The sequence below is a fragment of the Micromonospora sp. SYSU B005 genome (assembly GCF_055362685.1).
The window spans coordinates 245,810-263,770 of record NZ_JAXCFU010000003.1 but is presented as its reverse complement, the minus strand read 5'-3'; the positions used below and the strand labels follow the sequence as shown (position 1 = coordinate 263,770).

Sequence of the window (17,961 nt, the reverse complement as noted above, 5' to 3'; positions counted from 1 at the left end):
TGACACGTATCATCTGTATTACGTGACCGGAGGACCGCGATGAGGTTGAACAGCAAGGGGCAGGTGACCATCCCGGCTGAGCTGCGCGCTCGGCTCAATCTGCACGAGGGCGACGAGGTGGACGTGATCGAGGAGGGCGGTGCCCTACGCATCGTGCGCGTCGATGACGCGGAAACCCGTGGGCGACGCCTGGTCCGACACATGCGTGGGCGCGGCGCTGCTCGAGAAGTCGAGGGCATGTCGACGGACGAGCTGATGGAACTGCTCCGTGGCGAGTGAGCGGGTCCGGGCCGTGGCAGGCCGAGCCACCGACACGGTCGCGACCCTCGTCGACACGAATGTCCTGTTGGACATCTTCACCGACGACCCGAAGTGGGCGGACTGGTCCGGCGACGCCCTGGCCGCTTCTCGTGATGCCGGCCTTCTGGTGATCAACCCGATCGTCTACGCGGAGGTGTCCGTGCGCTTCGCGCGCGTGGAGGACCTCGACGACGCGCTGCCGGCCGCCGACTTCCTTCGCGAGGAACTGCCCTACCCGGCCGGTTTCCTGGCCGGCAAGGCGTACGTGCGGTACCGGTCGCGTGGGGGTGCCAAGCGTTCGCCGATCGCCGACTTCTACATCGGCGCTCACGCAGCGGTCTGCCACTACCGTCTGCTGACCCGCGACAGCAGCCGCTACCGCAGCTACTTTCCCGGACTGACCTTGATCGCACCCGACGACTGACCTCCTTGCACCCCCACCGAGCGGTACACCTCGAGCGTCTGACGGGCGATCGCGTCCCAGGAGAAGTGCTCCACCGCCCGCCGCCGCCCAGCCGCCCCGAACGCCGCGATCCGGTCCGGGTCGGCCAGCAGCTCGTTCATGCGCGCGGCCAGGTCGGCCACGAAACGCTCCGGGTCCAGCGGCGTGCCGGAGCCGTCGCCGGCCTGCTCGATCGGCACCAGCAGCCCGGTCTCGCCGTCGGCCACCACCTCCGGGATGCCGCCCGTGGCAGTCGCCACCACTGCGGTCTCGCAGGCCATCGCCTCCAGGTTGACGATGCCCATCGGCTCGTAGACGGACGGGCAGGCGAAGACCGTGGCGTGGGTGAGCACCTGGATCACCTCGTGCTTGGGCAGCATCGCCGCCACCCAGATCACCCCGGACCGGGTGGCCCGCAGCTCCGCCACGAGACCCTCCACCTCGGCTGCGATCTCCGGGGTGTCCGGCGCGCCGGCGAGCAGCACCAGCTGGGTGTCTGCGGGCAGTTCCCGGGCCGCCCGCAGCAGGTACGGCAGGCCCTTCTGCCGGGTGATCCGCCCGACGTAGACCACGCTGGGCCGCGCCGGGTCGATGCCGAGCCGGTCGAGCACGTCGGTGCCCGGGTCCGGGGCGTACTGCGCGGTGTCGATGCCGTTGTAGACCACGCGTACCCGGTCGGGGTTCACCGCCGGGTACGCGGTGAGCACGTCGCGCCGCATGCCCGCGCTCACCGCGATGATCGCGTCGGCCGCCTCGAACGCGGTCCGCTCGCACCAGGAGGAGAGCGCGTACCCGCCGCCGAGCTGCTCGGCCTTCCACGGCCGCAGCGGCTCCAGGCTGTGCGCGGTCACCACGTGCGGCACCCCGTGCAGCAGCTTCGCGGTGTGCCCGGCCAGGTTGGCGTACCAGGTGTGGCTGTGCACCACGTCGGTGCCGGCGGTCCCGGCGGCCATCTCCAGGTCGACGCCCATGACGCGCAGCGCGGCGTTGGCGCCGGCGAGCGCGGCCGGCTCGGCGTACGCGGTGACGCCCTTCTCGTCGCGCGGCGCGCCGAAGCAGTGCACCCGCACGTCGGCGAGGTGGCGCAGCTCACGGGCGAGGTATTCCACGTGCACACCGGCGCCGCCGTACACCTCCGGCGGGTACTCGCGGGTGAGCATGTCGACGCGCATCGGTGCCATGCCCGCACCCTAGTGCAGAGCGCCACGTCGCACGCGGTGGCAAGTGTGGGCGTCCGAGTGGTGAAGTCGGGTCCGGGTCGTTAGCGTCTGAGCATGGCTGCCAAGGTGCTCGCGATCGTCCTGGCCGGCGGGGAGGGCAAGCGCCTGATGCCCCTGACGACCGACCGGGCGAAGCCCGCCGTCCCCTTCGGCGGGATGTACCGCATGGTCGACTTCGTCCTGTCCAACCTGGCGAACGCCGGCTTCCTCAAGATCGTCGTGCTGACCCAGTACAAGTCGCACTCGCTGGACCGCCACATCACCAAGACGTGGCGGATGTCGACGCTGCTCGGCAACTACGTCACGCCGGTGCCCGCGCAGCAGCGCCGCGGCCCGTGGTGGTTCGCCGGCTCGGCCGACGCGATCTACCAGAGCTTCAACCTCATCAACGACGAGCAGCCCGACTACGTGATCGTCTTCGGCGCGGACCACATCTACCGGATGGACCCCCGGCAGATGGTCGACGACCACATCGCCTCCGGCGCCGGTGTGACGGTGGCCGGCATCCGGCAGCCGCTGTCGACGGCCGACCAGTTCGGCGTGATCGAGGTCGGCGAGGACGGCAAGCGCATCCGCGCGTTCCGGGAGAAGCCCACCGACGCGGTGGGGCTGCCGGACGCGCCGGACGAGATCTACGCCTCGATGGGCAACTACGTGTTCACCACCCGGGCGCTGTGCGAGGCGGTCGAGCGCGACGCGGCGGACAAGACGAGCAAGCACGACATGGGCGGCAGCATCATCCCGATGCTGGTCGAGCGCGGCGAGGCCAACGTCTACGACTTCAAGGACAACGAGGTGCCCGGCAGCACCGACCGCGACCGCGGCTACTGGCGGGACGTGGGAACGCTCGACTCGTTCTACGACGCGCACATGGACCTGATCAACGTGCACCCGGTGTTCAACCTCTACAACTTCGAGTGGCCCATCTACACCGAGCAGCCGCCGTACCCGCCGGCCAAGTTCGTGCACGCCTGGGGCGAGCGCGTAGGCCGCGCGGTCAGCTCGATGGTCTCGCCCGGCTCGGTGATCTCCGGCTCGCTGGTGGAGAACTCGATCGTGGCGCCGAAGGTGAAGGTCCACTCCTGGGCGCACGTCGACGGCGCCGTGCTGATGGAGGGTGTCCAGATCGGCCGCCACGCGGTCGTCCGGCGCGCGATCCTGGACAAGAACGTCCACGTCCCGGAGGGCGCCGAGATCGGCGTCGACCTGGAGAAGGACCGCCAGCGCTACACCGTGTCCGACAACGGCATCGTCGTCATCGGCAAGGGCCAGCGCGTCGAGCCCTGAGCAGTCCCACCGTCTCCCCGAGGAGGATCCCGCAGTGGCCCACCCCCGTGCCGGCCGGCCCGCCCAGCCCGACGACCTGGTCGACGTGCCCCGGCTGGTCACCGCCTACTACGCCGAGCACCCGGACCCGGACGACCCGGCGCAGCAGGTCTCCTTCGGCACCTCCGGGCACCGCGGATCCAGCCTGCGCAACGCCTTCAACTCCGACCACATCCTCGCGGTCACCCAGGCGCTCTGCGACTACCGCCGCGAACAGGGCCTCTCCGGGCCGCTGTTCCTCGGCCGGGACACCCACGCGCTCTCCGCGCCCGCCGAGGCCGACGCGCTGGAGGTACTCGCCGCCAACGACGTCACAGTGCTGCGCGACAGCCGCGACGGCTACACCCCGACGCCCGCCGTCTCGCACGCCATCCTCACCCACAACCGGGGGCGCACCAGCGGCCTCGCCGACGGCATCGTCATCACCCCGTCGCACAACCCGCCGTCCGACGGCGGGTTCAAGTACAACCCCACCCACGGCGGGCCCGCCGACACCGACGCCACGAAGTGGATCCAGGACCGCGCGAACGCCATCCTCGCCGCCGGGCTCAAGGAGGTGAAACGCATCCCGTACGCGCGGGCGCGCGCCGCCGAGACCACCGGGGAGTACGACTTCCTCGCCCGGTACGTCGACGACCTGCCCGCCGCGCTGGACATCGACGCGATCCGCGACGCCGGGGTGCGCATCGGCGCGGACCCGATGGGCGGGGCGAGCGTGGCGTACTGGGGTGAGATCGCCGAACGGCACCGCCTCGACCTCACCGTGATCAACCCGCTCGTGGACCCGACCTGGCGGTTCATGACGCTCGACGGCGACGGCAAGATCCGGATGGACTGCTCCTCGCCGAACGCGATGGCCTCGCTGATCGCCGCCCGGGACGACTACGCGGTCTCCACCGGCAACGACGCCGACGCCGACCGGCACGGCATCGTCACGCCCGACGGCGGCCTGATGAACCCCAACCACTACCTGGCCGTGGCGATCGGCCACCTGTTCCGTACCCGGGAGCAGTGGGGCCCGGCCGCGGCGGTGGGCAAGACGCTCGTCTCCTCCTCGATGATCGACCGGGTCGCGGCCGACCTCGGCCGGCCGCTGCTGGAGGTGCCGGTCGGGTTCAAGTGGTTCGTGCCCGGCCTGCTCGACGGCACCGTCGGCTTCGGCGGCGAGGAGAGCGCCGGCGCGTCGTTCCTGCGCCGCGACGGCGGCACCTGGACCACCGACAAGGACGGCATCCTGCTCTGCCTGCTCGCCGCCGAGATCATCGCCACCACCGGCCGTACGCCCAGCGAGCACTGGGCCGAGCTGGCCGACCGCTTCGGCGCGCCCGCGTACGCCCGGATCGACGCGCCGGCCGGGCGCGAGGAGAAGGCGGTCCTGGCGAAGCTGTCGCCGGAGCAGGTCACCGCCACCGAGCTGGCCGGTGAGCCGATCACCGCGATCCTCACCACCGCGCCCGGCAACGGCGCCGCGATCGGCGGGCTCAAGGTGACCACCGAGTCGGGCTGGTTCGCCGCCCGCCCGTCCGGCACCGAGGACGTCTACAAGATCTACGCCGAGTCGTTCCAGGGTCCGGAGCACCTGGCCCGGATCCAGGACGAGGCCAAGGCGCTGGTCGACGGCGTGCTCGCCACCGCCTGACCCGGCTCAGCGGGGCGGGGGCAGCTCCCGGCGGTTGAGCTGCTCCCGCAACCCGTCCGGCAACAGCTCCCGCAACTGGTCCGGCAGCAGCGGCAGGTCCAGCAGGCTCAGTTTGAGCTGGTTGCGCTCCTGGTAGCGGCGCGGGTCGAGACGGACCACCCGGCCGGCGTCCTTGACGTACCGGATGTGCACCGAACCCTCGGTCGCCGCCTGCCGGATCAGCAGGCCGTCCATCTCCACCGCCACCGGCGCCGAGTCCGCCCGCAACTCCAGGTGCACCGTCTCGTGCGCGGAGAGCAGCACCGAGCGGGAGATCCCGGCCATCGGCGCGGACGGCGTCACCACCATCGCCTCCGTGGCCGGTGAGATCAGCGGCCCGCCGGCGGCGTAGCTGTACGCGGTCGAGCCGCTCGGTGTGCTCACCACCAGCGCGTCGCACCGGTAGTAGCCGTACCGCTGGCCGTCCACCGCCAGGGTGGCCGTGACGAACCCGGCGCCGGGCTGCCGGACCAGGGCGATGTCGTTGAACGCCACCACGTCGTCGCCGCAGACGTCGCAGGCCAGGCAGGCGTGCGACTCGACGGTGAAGTCGTGCTCCACCAGCCGCTCCAGCGCCCGGGGCAGATCCGGCGGCTCCACCTCGACCAGGAAGCCGACCCGGCCCAGGTGTACGCCGAGCACCGGCTTCGGGTCGCGGACGGCCATCCGCAGCGCTCCCAGCATGGTGCCGTCGCCGCCGATGCTGATCAGCGCGTCGGCGCGGTCGGCCAGCTCGTCCGCCGCGATCGCCTCCACCGCCGCCGGTACGCGGGCGCGGTCCTCGGCGCGTACCGCCAGGGTGATCCGGTGCCGGGCGGCCCAGTCCGCGACGATGCCCACCACCTCGGAGACGTCCCGGGTGGGGTGCAGCACCAGACCCAGCACGTCACCCGCCACCGCTACAGCTCATCACAGCGGCGTGCCACCCGCCGGGCTTACCCGGAGGCGTGAAGCGGGGGAGGTGCCCCGAACAGGTGATTTCCGTACCCGGGTGCCGGTCCGGCTCGTTGGACGCGAGGTAGGGCGTGGGGAACGAGTGGAGAGTCGATGCATGTTGTGATCATGGCGGGCGGCGCGGGGGTCCGGCTGCGTCCCTACACCTCCACGCTGCCGAAACCGCTCGTGCCGATCGGGGAGAGCCACGCGATCCTCGAGATCGTGCTGCGCCAGCTCGCGGCTCGCGGTTTCACCCACGTCACCCTGGCGATCAACCACCTGGGCGCGCTGATCCGGGCCTTCGTCGGCGACGGCTCCCGGTTCGGCCTGGCCGTCGACTACGTCGAGGAGGACCGGCCGCTGTCCACCATCGGCCCGCTCTTCGGCATCCGGCACCGCCTGCCCGAGCACTTCCTGGTGATGAACGGCGACGTGCTCACCGACCTCGACTACGCCGACCTGCTGGCCACCCACGCGCGATCGGGCGCACCGCTGACCGTCGCCACCTACCGGCGTACCGTGAAGATCGACTTCGGGGTCCTGGAGCTGGCCGGCGACAAGATCACTTCTTTCTCCGAGAAGCCCGTCCTGCACTACCGGGTGAGCATGGGTGTCTACGGGCTCTCCCGGAACACCATCGCCCACTACCCGGCGGGGCAGCCGTTCGGGTTCGATCAGCTGGTGCTGGACCTGCTGGGCCGGGGCGAACCACCGGCCGGCTACGAGTTCGACGGCTACTGGCTGGACATCGGCCGCCCCGAGGACTACGACGAGGCCAACCGCTGCTTCGCCGAGCTGCGGGACGTGCTCCTGCCCGCCGGCGCGCCGGCCGGGGCATGATGCGCGTCCTCCTCTTCGGCGCCTCCGGCTTCATCGGCGCTCACGTACGACGGGAACTGGCGACCGCAGTCGAGGTGGTGTGCCCGTCGCGCGGCGAGTGCGACCTGGTCACCGCGACGCCGGAGGCGTTGCGGGCGCTGCTCGACCGGGTCGGGCCGGACGCCGTGGTCAGCTGCGCGGGCGCGGTGAGCGGCGCGGCCGAGGATCTCGTCCGGGCGAACACGACGGCGACCGCCAAGCTGGTGGACGCGGTCGCCGACGCCGCGCCCGGCGCACGGCTGGTCCGTCTCGGCTCCGCGGCCGAGTACGGTCCGGTGCCGTTCGGCACCGCGGCTACCGAGGACCTTCGCCCGGAACCGGTCAGCGCCTACGGCGTGAGCCAGGCGGCGGCGACCCGGCTCATGGAGCTGGCGGCCGCCGCCGGCCGGGCGGACGCGGTCGTGCTCCGGGTGTTCAACCCCGTCGGTCCCGGCATGCCCGGCACCACACTGCTCGGCCGGGTGGCAGCGCTGCTGGCCCGCCTCGCGCCCGGCGAGGACCTGCGTACCGGTCCGCTCGGGGCGTACCGGGACTTCGTCGACGTCCGGGATGTGGCCGCCGCGGTCAGGCGAGCCGTGACCGTCACCGCCCCCGGGGCCCGTGTCCTCAACGTGGGCAGCGGCCGGGCGGTGCCGGTGCGCGACGCCGTCCACCTGCTGGTCTCGGTCGCCGGCCGGCCGGTCCGCGTCCGGGAGGACCGCCCACCGTCCCCCCGTTCCGCCGAGGTCGGCTGGATGCGCGCCGACGTCGGCCGGGCCGCCTCGGTCCTGGGATGGGCCCCCGAACACGACCTGTACGACTCGGTCGGTGCGCTGTGGAGTCAGGCGGCACCGGCTCGTGGAACCGACCCGGTACCGGTCACCGCCGGACCGGCGCAGAGGAGGAGCGAACCATGACGGCACACTCGTCCGGGGGCCCGGTGGTGGTGACCGGAGCCGGTGGCTTCATCGGGTCCCACCTGGTCGAGGCCCTCGTCGCCGCGGGCCACCCGGTACGCGCCCTCGTGCACTACAACGGCGCCGGATCGCACGGCTGGCTGGACACCTTCGACCCGGACCAGTTGGCGGGCGTCGAGGTCGTGGCGGGGGACATCCGTGACCGGGGAATGGTGCAGCGGCTGGTCGACGGCGCCTCCACCGTCTACCACCTGGCCGCGCTGGGCGGCATCCCGTACTCGTACCTCGCACCGCAGTCCTACGTGGACACCAACATCACCGGCACGCTCAACGTGCTGGAGAGCGCGCGGACGGCCGGCGTGGGCCGGGTCGTCGTCACCTCCACCAGCGAGGTGTACGGGACGGCCACCACGGTCCCGATGACCGAGCAGCACCGGCTGCGCGGGCAGTCGCCGTACTCGGCCTCGAAGATCGGTGCGGACAAGCTGGCCGAGAGCTACCACCTCAGCTTCGGCCTGCCGGTGGTCACCCTCCGGCCGTTCAACACGTACGGCCCGCGCCAGTCCACCAGGGCGGTCATCCCCACCATCATCAGCCAACTGGCCAAGGACGGCGGGGTGGTCCGGCTCGGCGCGCTGCGTACCACCCGCGACCTGCTCTACGTGACGGACACCGTGGCGGCCTTCCGAGCCGTCGGCACCGCGCCCGACGAGGCGGTCGTGGGTGGCGTGTTCCAGGCCGCGACCGGCCGGGAGACCTCGATCGGCGACCTGGTGCGCAAGATCGCCGCGATGTTCGGCGTCCAGCCGGAGGTGGTGGTCTCCGAGTCCCGGCTCCGTCCCGCGGAGTCCGAGGTCGAGCGCCTGCTCGGCGACGCCGGCCTGCTCCGGGCGCGGACCGGCTGGCAGCCGGCCACGAGCATCGACGAGGGACTCAAGGCGACTGTCGAGTGGTTCCTTGATCCGGCCAACCTCGCGCGCTACCGCTCCGACCGAGCGGTGTGACGGGTTCCCAGCTCGGTGCCGCAGGAGGCTCGAACGTGATGGTGATGCAGGACAACCGGCGGTCGTCGGCGATCGGTACGGTTCGCGGCGCCGCCGGGCCCGCCCGGCCGGAGACACCGGTACGGCGAACAGGTGGTCTCGTCTCGGGGGTGCTGCGCGCCACCGCCGTGGTGCTGCTGCTCAATTTCGACCAGTTCACGCGTGAGGTCGGCCGCGGATTCCTCATCGCCGCGGTCGTGCTCGCGGTGCCGTTGGTCCTGCACGAGCTCCTCCGTCCGTCCTCCCGGGCCCGCACGGTGATCTTCTGGGTTCTGGTGGTCTTCGGTGTCCTCGCGTTGCCGGGCTTCCTGCACCCCCCGGAGACCGACTACGGCCGGCAGAAGTTCCTGCTGCTCCTGACGCTGACGATGTTCGCCACGCTGGCGGTGGCGGTGCTGCGCGGACGACGTGACGTGGAGATGTTCGCCGCCGTGTTCGTGCTGTCCGGGGTGGTGCTCGCGATCGCCACGCTCGCCGGCGATCCGCAGGACGGCCGGGCCGACGGCTTCGGCTCCAACCCGATCTGGCTGGCCCGGGCCATCGGGGGTGCGCTCGTCGCTCTCACCTGGCTCTACCTGCAGAAGCGGGTGGCGGCCTGGTGGGCGGCGGGCCTGGCGGTGCTGCTCGGCCTCGCTCTGTTCGCGACCGGCTCCCGGGGGCCGCTCCTGGCCACCGTGGTCGCCCTCTTCGTCCTGGTGCTGGCCGGGTTCCGCCTCAAGCTCCGGCGGGGCCGGCGCGAGTGGGTCGGCGTGGGCCTGATGGGTGCCCTGGTGCTGGCCGTCATCGCCATGCCGTCGCTGCTGCCGCCCCGGGTGTACGCGCTCCTGGTCGACCCGAGCGAGGAGATGTTCGGCACCGCCCGGGCGGAGATGCGTGACGTCAGCGTGCCGATGATCGCCGAGCATCCGGGCGGGGTCGGTTACGGCAACTGGTCCGACTACTCCGGCATGTTGGTGCACAACTACCCGCACAACCTCTGGCTGGAGTTGCCGGCCGAAGCGGGCTGGCTCGTGGGCGGGGCCTTCATCCTGGCCACTCTCGTCGTGGCCGCGGGGCTCTGGCGCGCGACCCGGCGTGACCCGGTCGCCGGGTTCGTCCTGGCGGTGCTGGCGTTCAACGTGGTGGCGGTGTCGACGTCCGGTGACGTGAACGCGGGCCGTCCGCTCTTCGCCGCACTGGCTCTCGGTGTGCTCGTGATGGCCGGCGCGACGCTGCGCACCGGTGTGCCGGTCCGCGCCGGGCGGACGCGGCCGGCCGACCGGCCGGGTGTCCCTGGGTGAGGTGGCGTGCCAGGCGGCTCGCCATGTCGAGCGGGCGGCGCGGAGTGGTGGGCATCGCCGCCGGATCGGCCGGCGGTCAGCTCCTGGCGCTGGCCGCGGCGCCGTTGCTGGCGAGGCTCTACCGCCCTGTCGATTTCGGCGTCCTCGCGGTGATCGCCGCACTGGTGGTGATCGTGGGCACGGTGGCCGCGCTCCGGTTCGAGATGGCGGTTCCGCTGCCGGAACGGGAGGAGGACGCACGGGCTCTGGTGCGGCTCGGTCTCGCCGCGGCTGCGGGTACGGCGATCCTGGGATCGGTCCTGGTCCTGCTGGTGGGCGACCGGGTGGCCGCCTGGTTCGGTCAGCCCGAGCTGGTCCACTGGCTCTGGGTGGTGCCGCCCTCCGCCGCGGCGATGGGCGTCGTCCTGGTGCTCAACCAGTTCGCGGTGCGGCATCGTCGTTACGGTGTGATCGGCCGGCGCAATCTTCTGCAGGCCCTGGCGGTCGTGGTCACCCAGGTCGGGACGGGGGTGGCGGGGCTTCGTCCCGGTGGCCTGGCGCTCGGCTTCGGGTTCGGTCAGGTCGCGGCCGCCGCGGTCCTGCTCCGGGGCGTCGGGGGACGCGACGCGACCGCCCGGACGGCTCGGCGGCGGCCTCGCCTGCTGGCGGTGGCGCGCCGTTACCGGCGGTTTCCCTTCCTGCTGGCTCCGTCCGGCCTGCTCAACATCCTCGGCACGCAGTTGCCGGTGCTGCTCATCGCCTACTGGTACGGCTCGGCGGTGGCCGGCTGGCTGGGACTGACCCAGCGGATGATCGCCATGCCCGCCGCGCTCGTGGCCTCCGCGGTGGCGCAGGTCTACCTGGGGGAGATCGCGCGGATCGCGCGGGAACAGCCGCGGGGCGGCCGGCGCGTCTTCCTGGGCGCCAGCCGGAAGCTGGCAGTGATCGCGGGTCCCGGCGCGCTCCTCGTCGTGATCGGCGCTCCGACGGCCTTCAGCCTGGTCTTCGGCGCGCAGTGGCACAACAGCGGTGTCTACGCCCAGGCCCTGGCCGTCTTCATGGCGGCTCAGCTCGTCGTCTCGCCACTGTCGCAGACGCTCGTGGTGTACGAACGCCAGGCTCTCCAGCTCGTCTGGGACGCGGGCCGGGTCGTGGTGGTGGCCGGTGCCGTCTCGGTGGTGGCGCTGGCCGGCGGGTCACCGCTGACCGCGGTGTGGGCGTTCGGGGTGTCCGGCGCGCTGGCGTACGGGGTCGGGTGGCTGATGTCGCTGCGCGTCGTGACGGCGGCCGGACGCGACCACGGCCGTCCTCGTCCCGCGCCGCGACTCGTCCCGCAGAGCTGAGGCTGCCCTGCCGCGCTCCTCGTCGTCATGTCCTTGTACCGGAAGGAATGGTTTACCCCGTTATGACGAACGACCCTTACCCGGAGCCGGCTCCGCGCCTGCTGATCGTCTCGTACCACTTCCCACCGGCGGAGACCGTCGGCGCCCGCCGCCCCGCCGCCCTCGCGGCGTACGCGGCGCGACAGGGGTGGGACGTCCGGGTACTCACCGCCGTCGGCACGGACCAGGGCGCAGCTCCCGTCCCGGTGCCCGAGGACCGGCTGATCCGGATCGCACCGGCACCGCGGCTTCCCCGGCCCGGCGGCAGCGGGCGCGGCTCGGCGGCGGGCGGCCCGGCACCCGTGAGTTCCCGGCTCGGCCGGACCCGCGCGGGCGCCCGACGGCTGCTGGTCCGGGCCGGCACGGAGCTGTTGCTGCCGGACCCGCAGCTCAACTGGATCCGGCCGCCGGTGCGCGAGTTCGACAGGTTCGCGGCGGGCTGGCGCCCGGACGTCATCCTCGTGTCCGGCCCGCCCTTCTCCGGGTTCGTCGTGGCCGCGACGCTCGCCCGGCGGTTCCGGGTGCCCTGGGTCGCGGACTACCGGGATCTGTGGTCCGTCGGCAACGACCACTGGGTACGGACGCCGCTGCGCCGAGCTGTCGACGAGCGGCTGGAACGCCGGGTGCTGCGTACCGTGGCAGCGTGCGTGACGATCTCGGAGCCGCTGGCCGAGACGATCCGCCGCACGTTCGGGGTCCGGACGCACGTGGTCATGAACGGCATCGACCGCCGGCCCGCACCCGCGGCCCCGGCCGGTGTCGAGGTGCCGTCCGGCACACTCACGCTCGCGCACACCGGTTACATCTATCCGGGCAAGCGTGACCCCGGTCCTCTCCTCGACGCGATCGCCCTGCTCGGGCCGGACGCCGCGAAGGTGCATGTGATCTTCGCGGGGGAGGACCACGGCATCGTCCGCGCCGCCGCCGAACGAGCCGGCGTGACCGACTCCGTCACCCTCCTCGGCCAGGTCTCGCCGGAGAAGTCGTGGCGGATCCAGGCGGACGCGGACGCGCTCGTGCTGCTCATGTGGAACGACCCCCGGGACGCCGGCACGATGACCGGCAAGATCTTCGACTACCTCCAGGCCCGCCGTCCCGTCCTCCTGCTCGGCTTCGCGGACGGCGTGGCCGCACGCCTGCTGCGTGATCGCGGCGCGGGTGTCGTGGCGAACGATCCGGCCGCGATCGCGGCCCGGCTGCGGGAGTGGCTGGCCGCGAAGGATCGGACCGGACGGGTGCCGGCGGTGCCGGCGACCGCGCTCGACGGACTGTTCCGTGAGGACCAGCTCGGCCGTTACCTCGACATCCTCCGAGGCGTGACCCGAGGGGACGTGCGTCCGGGACACCACGTGCACTGAGCGGTCCCGGCCGCAGGGCGCCGGCGCACCTCGAAGGTGCGCCGGCGCCGTACGTCAGCGTCCGGACCGCAGTGGAACCGGTGACCGCCGGTCCGGCCGGCCGGCGGCGACCTCGGCGACGGTCCGGTAGAACGACGCCCGGCGGGCGTCGAGTGTCTCGGCGGAGAAGTCACGGGCCCGGCCGAGGTTGCGGGCCGAGGCCGTCGCCAGCCGGTCCGGGGCGGCGAGCATCGCGGTGACGGTGGCGGCGAGAGCTGCCGGGTCGTCGGGTGGCACCAGGCAGTCCGGTTCGAGCAGCTCCGGGATGCCGCCGGCGGTCGAACCTACGGCCGGGAGCGCCCTGGCCATCGCCTCGATGAGCGCGCGGGGCAGACCTTCGGTGCGCGACGGCATCACGAACAGGTCCGCCGAGTCCAGCGTCCGGCGGACCGCCTCGGCGTCGGGGAGAGCGCCGGTGAAGCTCACCCGGCCGGCCACGCCCGACCGGGCGGCCAACTGCTCCAGGTGGGGCCGGTAGGCGCCCACGCCGACGTGCACGAGCCGGGCCCGCGGCCCGTCGGCGGGCATCAGCGCCAGCGCGGAGATGAGCGTGTCGATGCCCTTGTAGAGCTGCTCGAGCGAGCCGACCGACACCAGCGTCGGCTCCGCCGGCGGTTGCCGGAGCGGCCGGGCGTGCGGGACGAACGCCGCGGGTGGCAGGTCGACGCTGGAGATGCCCGCCGTCGGCGTGGTCGGCAGCGTCGGGTACCGCAGCTGCAGGCGCCGTTCCGTCTCGTACGCCACCGCGGCGGCCTCCCGGCACTGCCTGCGCAGCGTGCGCGTGGACAGCGTCCGCAGCAGGGGCCGCAGCGGATGCCGCACGACCCCCGGGGCGAGCACGTCGTACGGGTCGCCGATCACCTCGAGCGCGTACGGAAGGCGGGCCCGGCTGCGCGCCCGGGCCAGAAGCGCGCCGATCGGCGACGGCACCCGGAGCACCACGGCGTCCCGGGGCTCCGCAGCTGCGGTCACCGCTTCGGCGAGCGCCCGCCGCCCGAGCAGGTAACCCCGTGGCCCCACGTAGTACGGCAGCGCCCAGACCTCGACGCCGTCCCCGTCGACGCGGGAGGCGGCCGCCGGCCGCTGCGCGACGTCTCGGACCCGGGCGGCGACGCGTACGCGTTCGAAGGCGACCAGGTACCGCCGCCAGATCGTGTGGTCCGGGCCGGCCTCGACCCACACCGCACCGTCCGGGGTCCGGCTGAAGCGTGACTCCGACGTCACCACGACCCGCATCAGGGTCTCCCGCCGGTCCGGCAGGTGGCCTCCACGACATCGGCGACGGCGGCGGCCGCCACCGTGTCGGCGAAGTGCCGCAGGGCGAACTGCTGGGCCCGCTCACCGCGCAGACGGAGCCGGCCGTCGGTGAACTCCCGATGGGCGTTCCGCAGCGCGGCGACCAGCGCCGGCACGTCGTTGCGCGGCACCACCCACCCGGTCGTCTCGTCGACGGTCTCGGGCAGGCCGCCGGCGTCGCTGACGACGCTGGGCACCCCGGAGGCTCCCGCCTCGCAGGCCGCGCCGTGCCCCTCGGAGAGGGAGGGACTGACGCTCAGGTCGGCGGCGCGGTAGCAGTCCCGCACGTCCGACACCGACGTCAACCACGTCACGCTCGGATCCCGGTCGATCTCGAAGCGCCGGATCAGCTCGCGCCGGTGTGTCTCTCCGGCCGGGGAGAAACCGGCGCCCACCAGGAGCAGCCGGGCGTCCGGGTGGTCGGCGCGGAACTCCCGCCAGGCCGCCAGCAGCACGTCGTGGCCCTTGATGCCGCGGCCCTTGTGGACCAGTCGGCGCGGCGGATAGACGTAGGCGACCATGATGACGACGAACGCGTCCTCCTCGATGCCGAGTTCGGCGCGCGCCTTGGCGCGCACCTCCCGCCGGCCGGCCGAGCCCTCGAGTTCGGCGAAGTGCGCGGCCCTGGCGCCGTAGGTGACGACCGGGCGCCGGGGCGCGGGACACCCGAGTGCGCCGTAGAGGCCGGAGGTGTGGCCGGTGCCGCAGATGGTGACGTGGTCGAGCCGCCACAGCGCCCGCTCGACGATCTTGATCAGCGGAGACTCCAGGTAGAGCGGTCCGGCCACCATGTGTACGCGGCGCAGCGGCAGGCGCAGGCTCGCGAAGCGGGCGGCGAGCGCGGACGCGTACAGGTGGTACTTGAGGACGTCCGGGCGGAGCCGGCTGATCAGGCGGCGGAGCCGCCACAGGTCCCGCAGCGTCGACGGGCGCGGCCGGAAGCGGAAGTCGAACGGCGAGTCGTGCACCTCGACGCCTCGCTGCCGGAGTTCCCCGGTCAGGCGCCCGGTGGCGCGCGGCAGGACCGCTACGACCTGGTGGCCGCGGCGGCGCAGTTCCTCGACCTGGGGGAGGATCCAGAGCCCGCCCTGGTCCGTCTTCAGCAGGACGACGATCCGCAGCGGACGCGCGCCCGCGCCGGCCGTCACCGGGCGTCCAGGAACTGCTCGACGGCACCGATGACCCGCGCCGCCCGGTCGTCGTCCAGGGCGGAACCGCTGGGCAGGGTGAGACCCTGGGCGAACAGCCGGTCCGCGGCGCCCGTGACGACCGACCGGCACCCGGCGAAGACCGGCTGCCGGTGCATCGGCTTCCACACGTGCCGGGTCTCGATGTCGCGCGCGGCCAGGTGCGCCCCCAGGTCCGCCGCCGGCCATCCGGTCCGCTCGGGGTCGACCACGATGCTGGTCAGCCAGCAGTTCGAGCCCTCGTCCCCGTCGCCGAGCAGCCGGACGCCGGGAACGCCGGAGAACAGCTTGGCGTAGCGCTCGCGGAGCAGCCGGCGGCGCCGCATCATTCCGTCCAGCCGGTGCAGCTGCGCCCGCCCCAGGGCGGCGAGCAGGTTGCTGAGCCGGTAGTTGTAACCCACGTCGACGTGTTCGTAGTGCGGCACGGGTTCGCGTGCCTGGGTCGCCAGGTGTCGGCAGCGGGCGAGCAACGCGTCGTCGTCGGAGAGCAGCATCCCTCCGCCGGACGTTGTGATGATCTTGTTTCCGTTGAACGACAGCGCGTTGAGCCGCCCGAAGGAGGCGGCCGGACGCCCTCGGTAGGTCGCGCCCAGCGCCTGCGCGGCGTCCTCGACGACCGGCACACCCGCCGCCTCGCACACCGGTAGCAGTTCGTCGTAGTCGGCGCAGGTGCCGAACATGTCCGCGATCAGCACCGCGGCGACCTTCTCGCCGGCCCGGCCCAGCCGGTCGAGCATTTCGGCGAGCGCGGTCACGTCCATGTTGCCGGTCGCCGGGTCGCAGTCGACGAAGACCGGTTCGGCGCCCGTGTAGACGGCGGCGTTCGCGGTCGCCGCGAAGGTCATGGTCGGTGCCACCACCACGCTTCCCGGCCCGGCCCCCAGGGCGAGCAGGGCCAGATGCAGCGCGGACGTACCGGAGTTCAGGGCCAGGGCGTGAGCCGTCCCGACGCGCTGCGCGACCTCCCGCTCGAACGCCTCCACCTCGGGGCCGAGCGGCGCGACCCAGCCCGAGCGGATCGCGCGGAGCACGTAGGACTCCTCCAGGGGCCCGACATCGGGCGGGGACAGGTAGATCCGGCCGGTCATCGAGCCTCCGTCCCCGCGGTGGGATCACAGTCGTGGCATCGAAGGGTCACGGACGGTAAAACGGACGACCTGCCGAGGGGTGATGGCGTACGCCGGGTTCGTGCCGAAAAGCACACCATCGGGCCGCGACCGAGTAGAGTTCGGCGGCCGTGCCAGGAATCGACGAGCCAGGAGCCCCGAGTGCTGCACCTGAGGGTGATCGCGCCGAGTGACCAGTCGTCGGCGGTCGTGGAACTGCTGGCCGCCGATCCCGGCGTCACGCACCTCGTGGTGCTGCCCGGCGCCGCCCGCCAGCCCGCGGGTGACTACGTCACCTGCGACGTCGTCCGGGAGAGCGCCGACGGTGTGCTGAGCCGGCTCCAAGAGCTGGGCGTCGAGGCGCACGGGGCGATCGCGGCCGACGACGTGGAGCTGACGCTGTCCGAGGCGGCCGACCGGGCCGCCGAGGAGGCGCCGGGGCACGGCGAGGACGCCGTGGTCTGGGACGAGATCGCCGCGAAGACCGGCGAGCAGACGGTGCTCACCGGCACGTTCCTCGCCCTGATCGTGGTGGCCACCATGATCGCCGGCATCGGCGTGCTGCTCGACCAGCCGATCCTGATCGTCGGCGCGATGGTGGTCGGCCCCGAGTTCGGTCCGCTCGCCGCGCTCTGCGTGGCGCTGCTGCGGCGGCAGCCCCGCGTGGTCGGCCGCTCGGTGCAGGCGCTGACGGTCGGGTTCCTCGTCGCCATGGTGGCCACCGTGCTGAGCACCTGGGCGCTCACCGCGGCCGGTCTCGTCGACCGGGACATGCTGCTGGCCGAGCGGCCCATGACCGACTTCATCTGGCGCCCGGACGCGTTGTCCTGGGTGGTGGGCCTGCTCGCCGGAGTCGCCGGCATGCTGTCGCTGACGTCGAAGAAGTCCGGGTCGCTCGTCGGCGTGCTGATCTCGGTGACGACGGTGCCGGCGGCGGCGAACGTGGCGGTCGCGTCCGCGTACGGCGTGTGGCACGAGGCGGCCGGTTCGGCCCTCCAACTGGTGATCAACCTGGCCGCGATCGTGCTCGCCGGGCTGCTCACGCTCGTGGTGCAGCTGTGCTGGTGGCGGCACGTCGCCCGGCGCGCCGCGCGTCCGGTGCCGCGGCAGCGGGCCGATCAGCGGCCGGCCGCCCTCAGCGCCAGTCGTCGCCCGCGTCGAGACGTCGGCTGAGCAGCGTCGCCAGCGGCACCGATTCCCCGTCGCGCCCGCCCCGGCCGACCACCAGCGGCGGTGCGCTGGGCCGCGGGTCGGCCCCGAACAGCCACGCGCGCAAGCCGGGCGTCACCGTGAGCAGGTAGAAGCGCCCGTCGGTGTCCACCGCGCGGCTGTGCGCCCGGTCCACGTACCACCCGGTCAGTCGTGTGCGGTAACGCCCGCGCCCGTCGTGGCCGGTCGCGGTCAGCCGGTCGGTGCGCAGCCCGCGCCGCAGCGCCTCGGCGGCGAACCGGGCCACCAGCTCCGTGGCCTCCGCCTGCTCCGCGGCGCGTTCCCGGGCAGCGGCCTCCGCGTGCGCCCGCACCGCGTGGCGTCGTCGTTCCCGCCACCGTTCGTCGTCCTCGCCACCCACGACCGCGAGGGTACGCGCACGGCGCGCTGTCGAGCTGAGTTCGC

General features: G+C 73.0%; 17 protein-coding genes. 11 read left to right on the top strand and 6 right to left on the bottom strand.

The genetic code is table 11. The features are described from left to right. The first annotated feature begins 39 nt into the window (after positions 1 to 39). Positions 40 to 279, top strand: coding sequence for an AbrB/MazE/SpoVT family DNA-binding domain-containing protein (locus SM452_RS10430; RefSeq protein ID WP_262012229.1), 240 nt, complete (start codon positions 40 to 42; stop codon positions 277 to 279). Next, positions 269 to 724 (top strand): type II toxin-antitoxin system VapC family toxin, encoded by a 456-nt coding sequence (locus SM452_RS10425; RefSeq protein WP_262012230.1) that lies wholly within the window; start codon positions 269 to 271, stop codon positions 722 to 724. Before SM452_RS10430 ends, SM452_RS10425 begins: the two co-directional genes overlap by 11 nt. Here SM452_RS10425 and glgA read toward each other — a convergent pair. Then, positions 685 to 1,923, bottom strand: coding sequence for a glycogen synthase (gene glgA, locus SM452_RS10420; protein WP_463839798.1), 1,239 nt, complete (start codon positions 1,921 to 1,923; stop codon positions 685 to 687). The two genes, SM452_RS10425 and glgA, sit on opposite strands and share 40 nt — an antisense overlap. 93 nt (positions 1,924 to 2,016) lie before the next feature. Here glgA and glgC point away from each other — a divergent pair, with 93 nt between their 5' ends. Then, a complete protein-coding gene (gene glgC / locus SM452_RS10415; protein ID WP_463839797.1) occupies positions 2,017 to 3,249 on the top strand; it encodes a glucose-1-phosphate adenylyltransferase in 1,233 nt (410 codons plus the stop codon). A 34-nt stretch (positions 3,250 to 3,283) separates the two neighbouring features. After that, positions 3,284 to 4,927, top strand: a complete 1,644-nt coding sequence (gene pgm, locus SM452_RS10410; protein WP_463839796.1) for a phosphoglucomutase (alpha-D-glucose-1,6-bisphosphate-dependent) — start codon at positions 3,284 to 3,286, stop codon at positions 4,925 to 4,927. Positions 4,928 to 4,933: 6 nt separating this feature from the next. Here pgm and SM452_RS10405 read toward each other — a convergent pair whose 3' ends face one another. After that, a complete protein-coding gene (locus SM452_RS10405; protein WP_355507587.1) occupies positions 4,934 to 5,863 on the bottom strand; it encodes an NAD(+)/NADH kinase in 930 nt (309 codons plus the stop codon). A 150-nt stretch (positions 5,864 to 6,013) separates the two neighbouring features. Here SM452_RS10405 and SM452_RS10400 point away from each other — a divergent pair, with 150 nt between their 5' ends. The 6 genes from SM452_RS10400 (at position 6,014) to SM452_RS10375 (ending at position 12,719) form a co-directional block, all read left to right on the top strand. Continuing rightward, entirely contained in the window at positions 6,014 to 6,742 is a 729-nt protein-coding gene (locus SM452_RS10400; protein WP_262012235.1) for a sugar phosphate nucleotidyltransferase, read from the top strand. Then, a complete protein-coding gene (locus tag SM452_RS10395) occupies positions 6,739 to 7,677 on the top strand; it encodes an NAD-dependent epimerase/dehydratase family protein (RefSeq protein WP_463839795.1) in 939 nt (312 codons plus the stop codon). The genes SM452_RS10400 and SM452_RS10395 overlap by 4 nt, the downstream gene beginning before the upstream one ends. Continuing rightward, positions 7,674 to 8,681, top strand: a complete 1,008-nt coding sequence (locus SM452_RS10390; protein ID WP_262012237.1) for an SDR family NAD(P)-dependent oxidoreductase — start codon at positions 7,674 to 7,676, stop codon at positions 8,679 to 8,681. The genes SM452_RS10395 and SM452_RS10390 overlap by 4 nt, the downstream gene beginning before the upstream one ends. A 38-nt stretch (positions 8,682 to 8,719) precedes the next feature. Continuing rightward, positions 8,720 to 10,000, top strand: coding sequence for an O-antigen ligase family protein (locus SM452_RS10385; RefSeq protein WP_262012412.1), 1,281 nt, complete (start codon positions 8,720 to 8,722; stop codon positions 9,998 to 10,000). A 23-nt stretch (positions 10,001 to 10,023) separates the two neighbouring features. Further along, positions 10,024 to 11,322 carry a lipopolysaccharide biosynthesis protein gene (locus SM452_RS10380; RefSeq protein ID WP_262012238.1) on the top strand — a complete coding sequence of 433 codons (1,299 nt, stop codon included), beginning with the start codon at positions 10,024 to 10,026 and terminating at the stop codon, positions 11,320 to 11,322. A gap of 62 nt (positions 11,323 to 11,384) precedes the next feature. Next, positions 11,385 to 12,719: a glycosyltransferase gene (locus SM452_RS10375; RefSeq protein ID WP_355507596.1), complete on the top strand. Its 1,335-nt coding sequence runs from the start codon at positions 11,385 to 11,387 to the stop codon at positions 12,717 to 12,719. Positions 12,720 to 12,773: 54 nt separating this feature from the next. Here the strand turns inward: SM452_RS10375 and SM452_RS10370 are convergent, their stop codons facing one another. The 3 genes from SM452_RS10370 to SM452_RS10360 are packed head-to-tail and all read right to left on the bottom strand — an operon-like array spanning position 12,774 to position 16,329. Continuing rightward, positions 12,774 to 13,994 (bottom strand): glycosyltransferase, encoded by a 1,221-nt coding sequence (locus tag SM452_RS10370; protein ID WP_262012240.1) that lies wholly within the window; start codon positions 13,992 to 13,994, stop codon positions 12,774 to 12,776. After that, complete coding sequence (locus SM452_RS10365) at positions 13,994 to 15,202, bottom strand: glycosyltransferase family 4 protein (RefSeq protein ID WP_262012241.1); 1,209 nt, start codon at positions 15,200 to 15,202, stop codon at positions 13,994 to 13,996. The genes SM452_RS10370 and SM452_RS10365 overlap by 1 nt, the downstream gene beginning before the upstream one ends. After that, positions 15,199 to 16,329, bottom strand: coding sequence for a DegT/DnrJ/EryC1/StrS family aminotransferase (locus tag SM452_RS10360; protein ID WP_262012242.1), 1,131 nt, complete (start codon positions 16,327 to 16,329; stop codon positions 15,199 to 15,201). Before SM452_RS10360 ends, SM452_RS10365 begins: the two co-directional genes overlap by 4 nt. A 180-nt stretch (positions 16,330 to 16,509) precedes the next feature. On the opposite strand from SM452_RS10360, the gene SM452_RS10355 reads away from it, so the two are divergent. Then, positions 16,510 to 17,520 (top strand): DUF389 domain-containing protein, encoded by a 1,011-nt coding sequence (locus SM452_RS10355; protein ID WP_262012243.1) that lies wholly within the window; start codon positions 16,510 to 16,512, stop codon positions 17,518 to 17,520. Here SM452_RS10355 and SM452_RS10350 read toward each other — a convergent pair. Further along, the gene (locus tag SM452_RS10350) at positions 17,483 to 17,917 is read right to left on the bottom strand and encodes a hypothetical protein (RefSeq protein WP_262012244.1); all 435 of its coding nucleotides are present in this window, start codon (positions 17,915 to 17,917) and stop codon (positions 17,483 to 17,485) included. The two genes, SM452_RS10355 and SM452_RS10350, sit on opposite strands and share 38 nt — an antisense overlap. Positions 17,918 to 17,961: the final 44 nt, after the last annotated feature.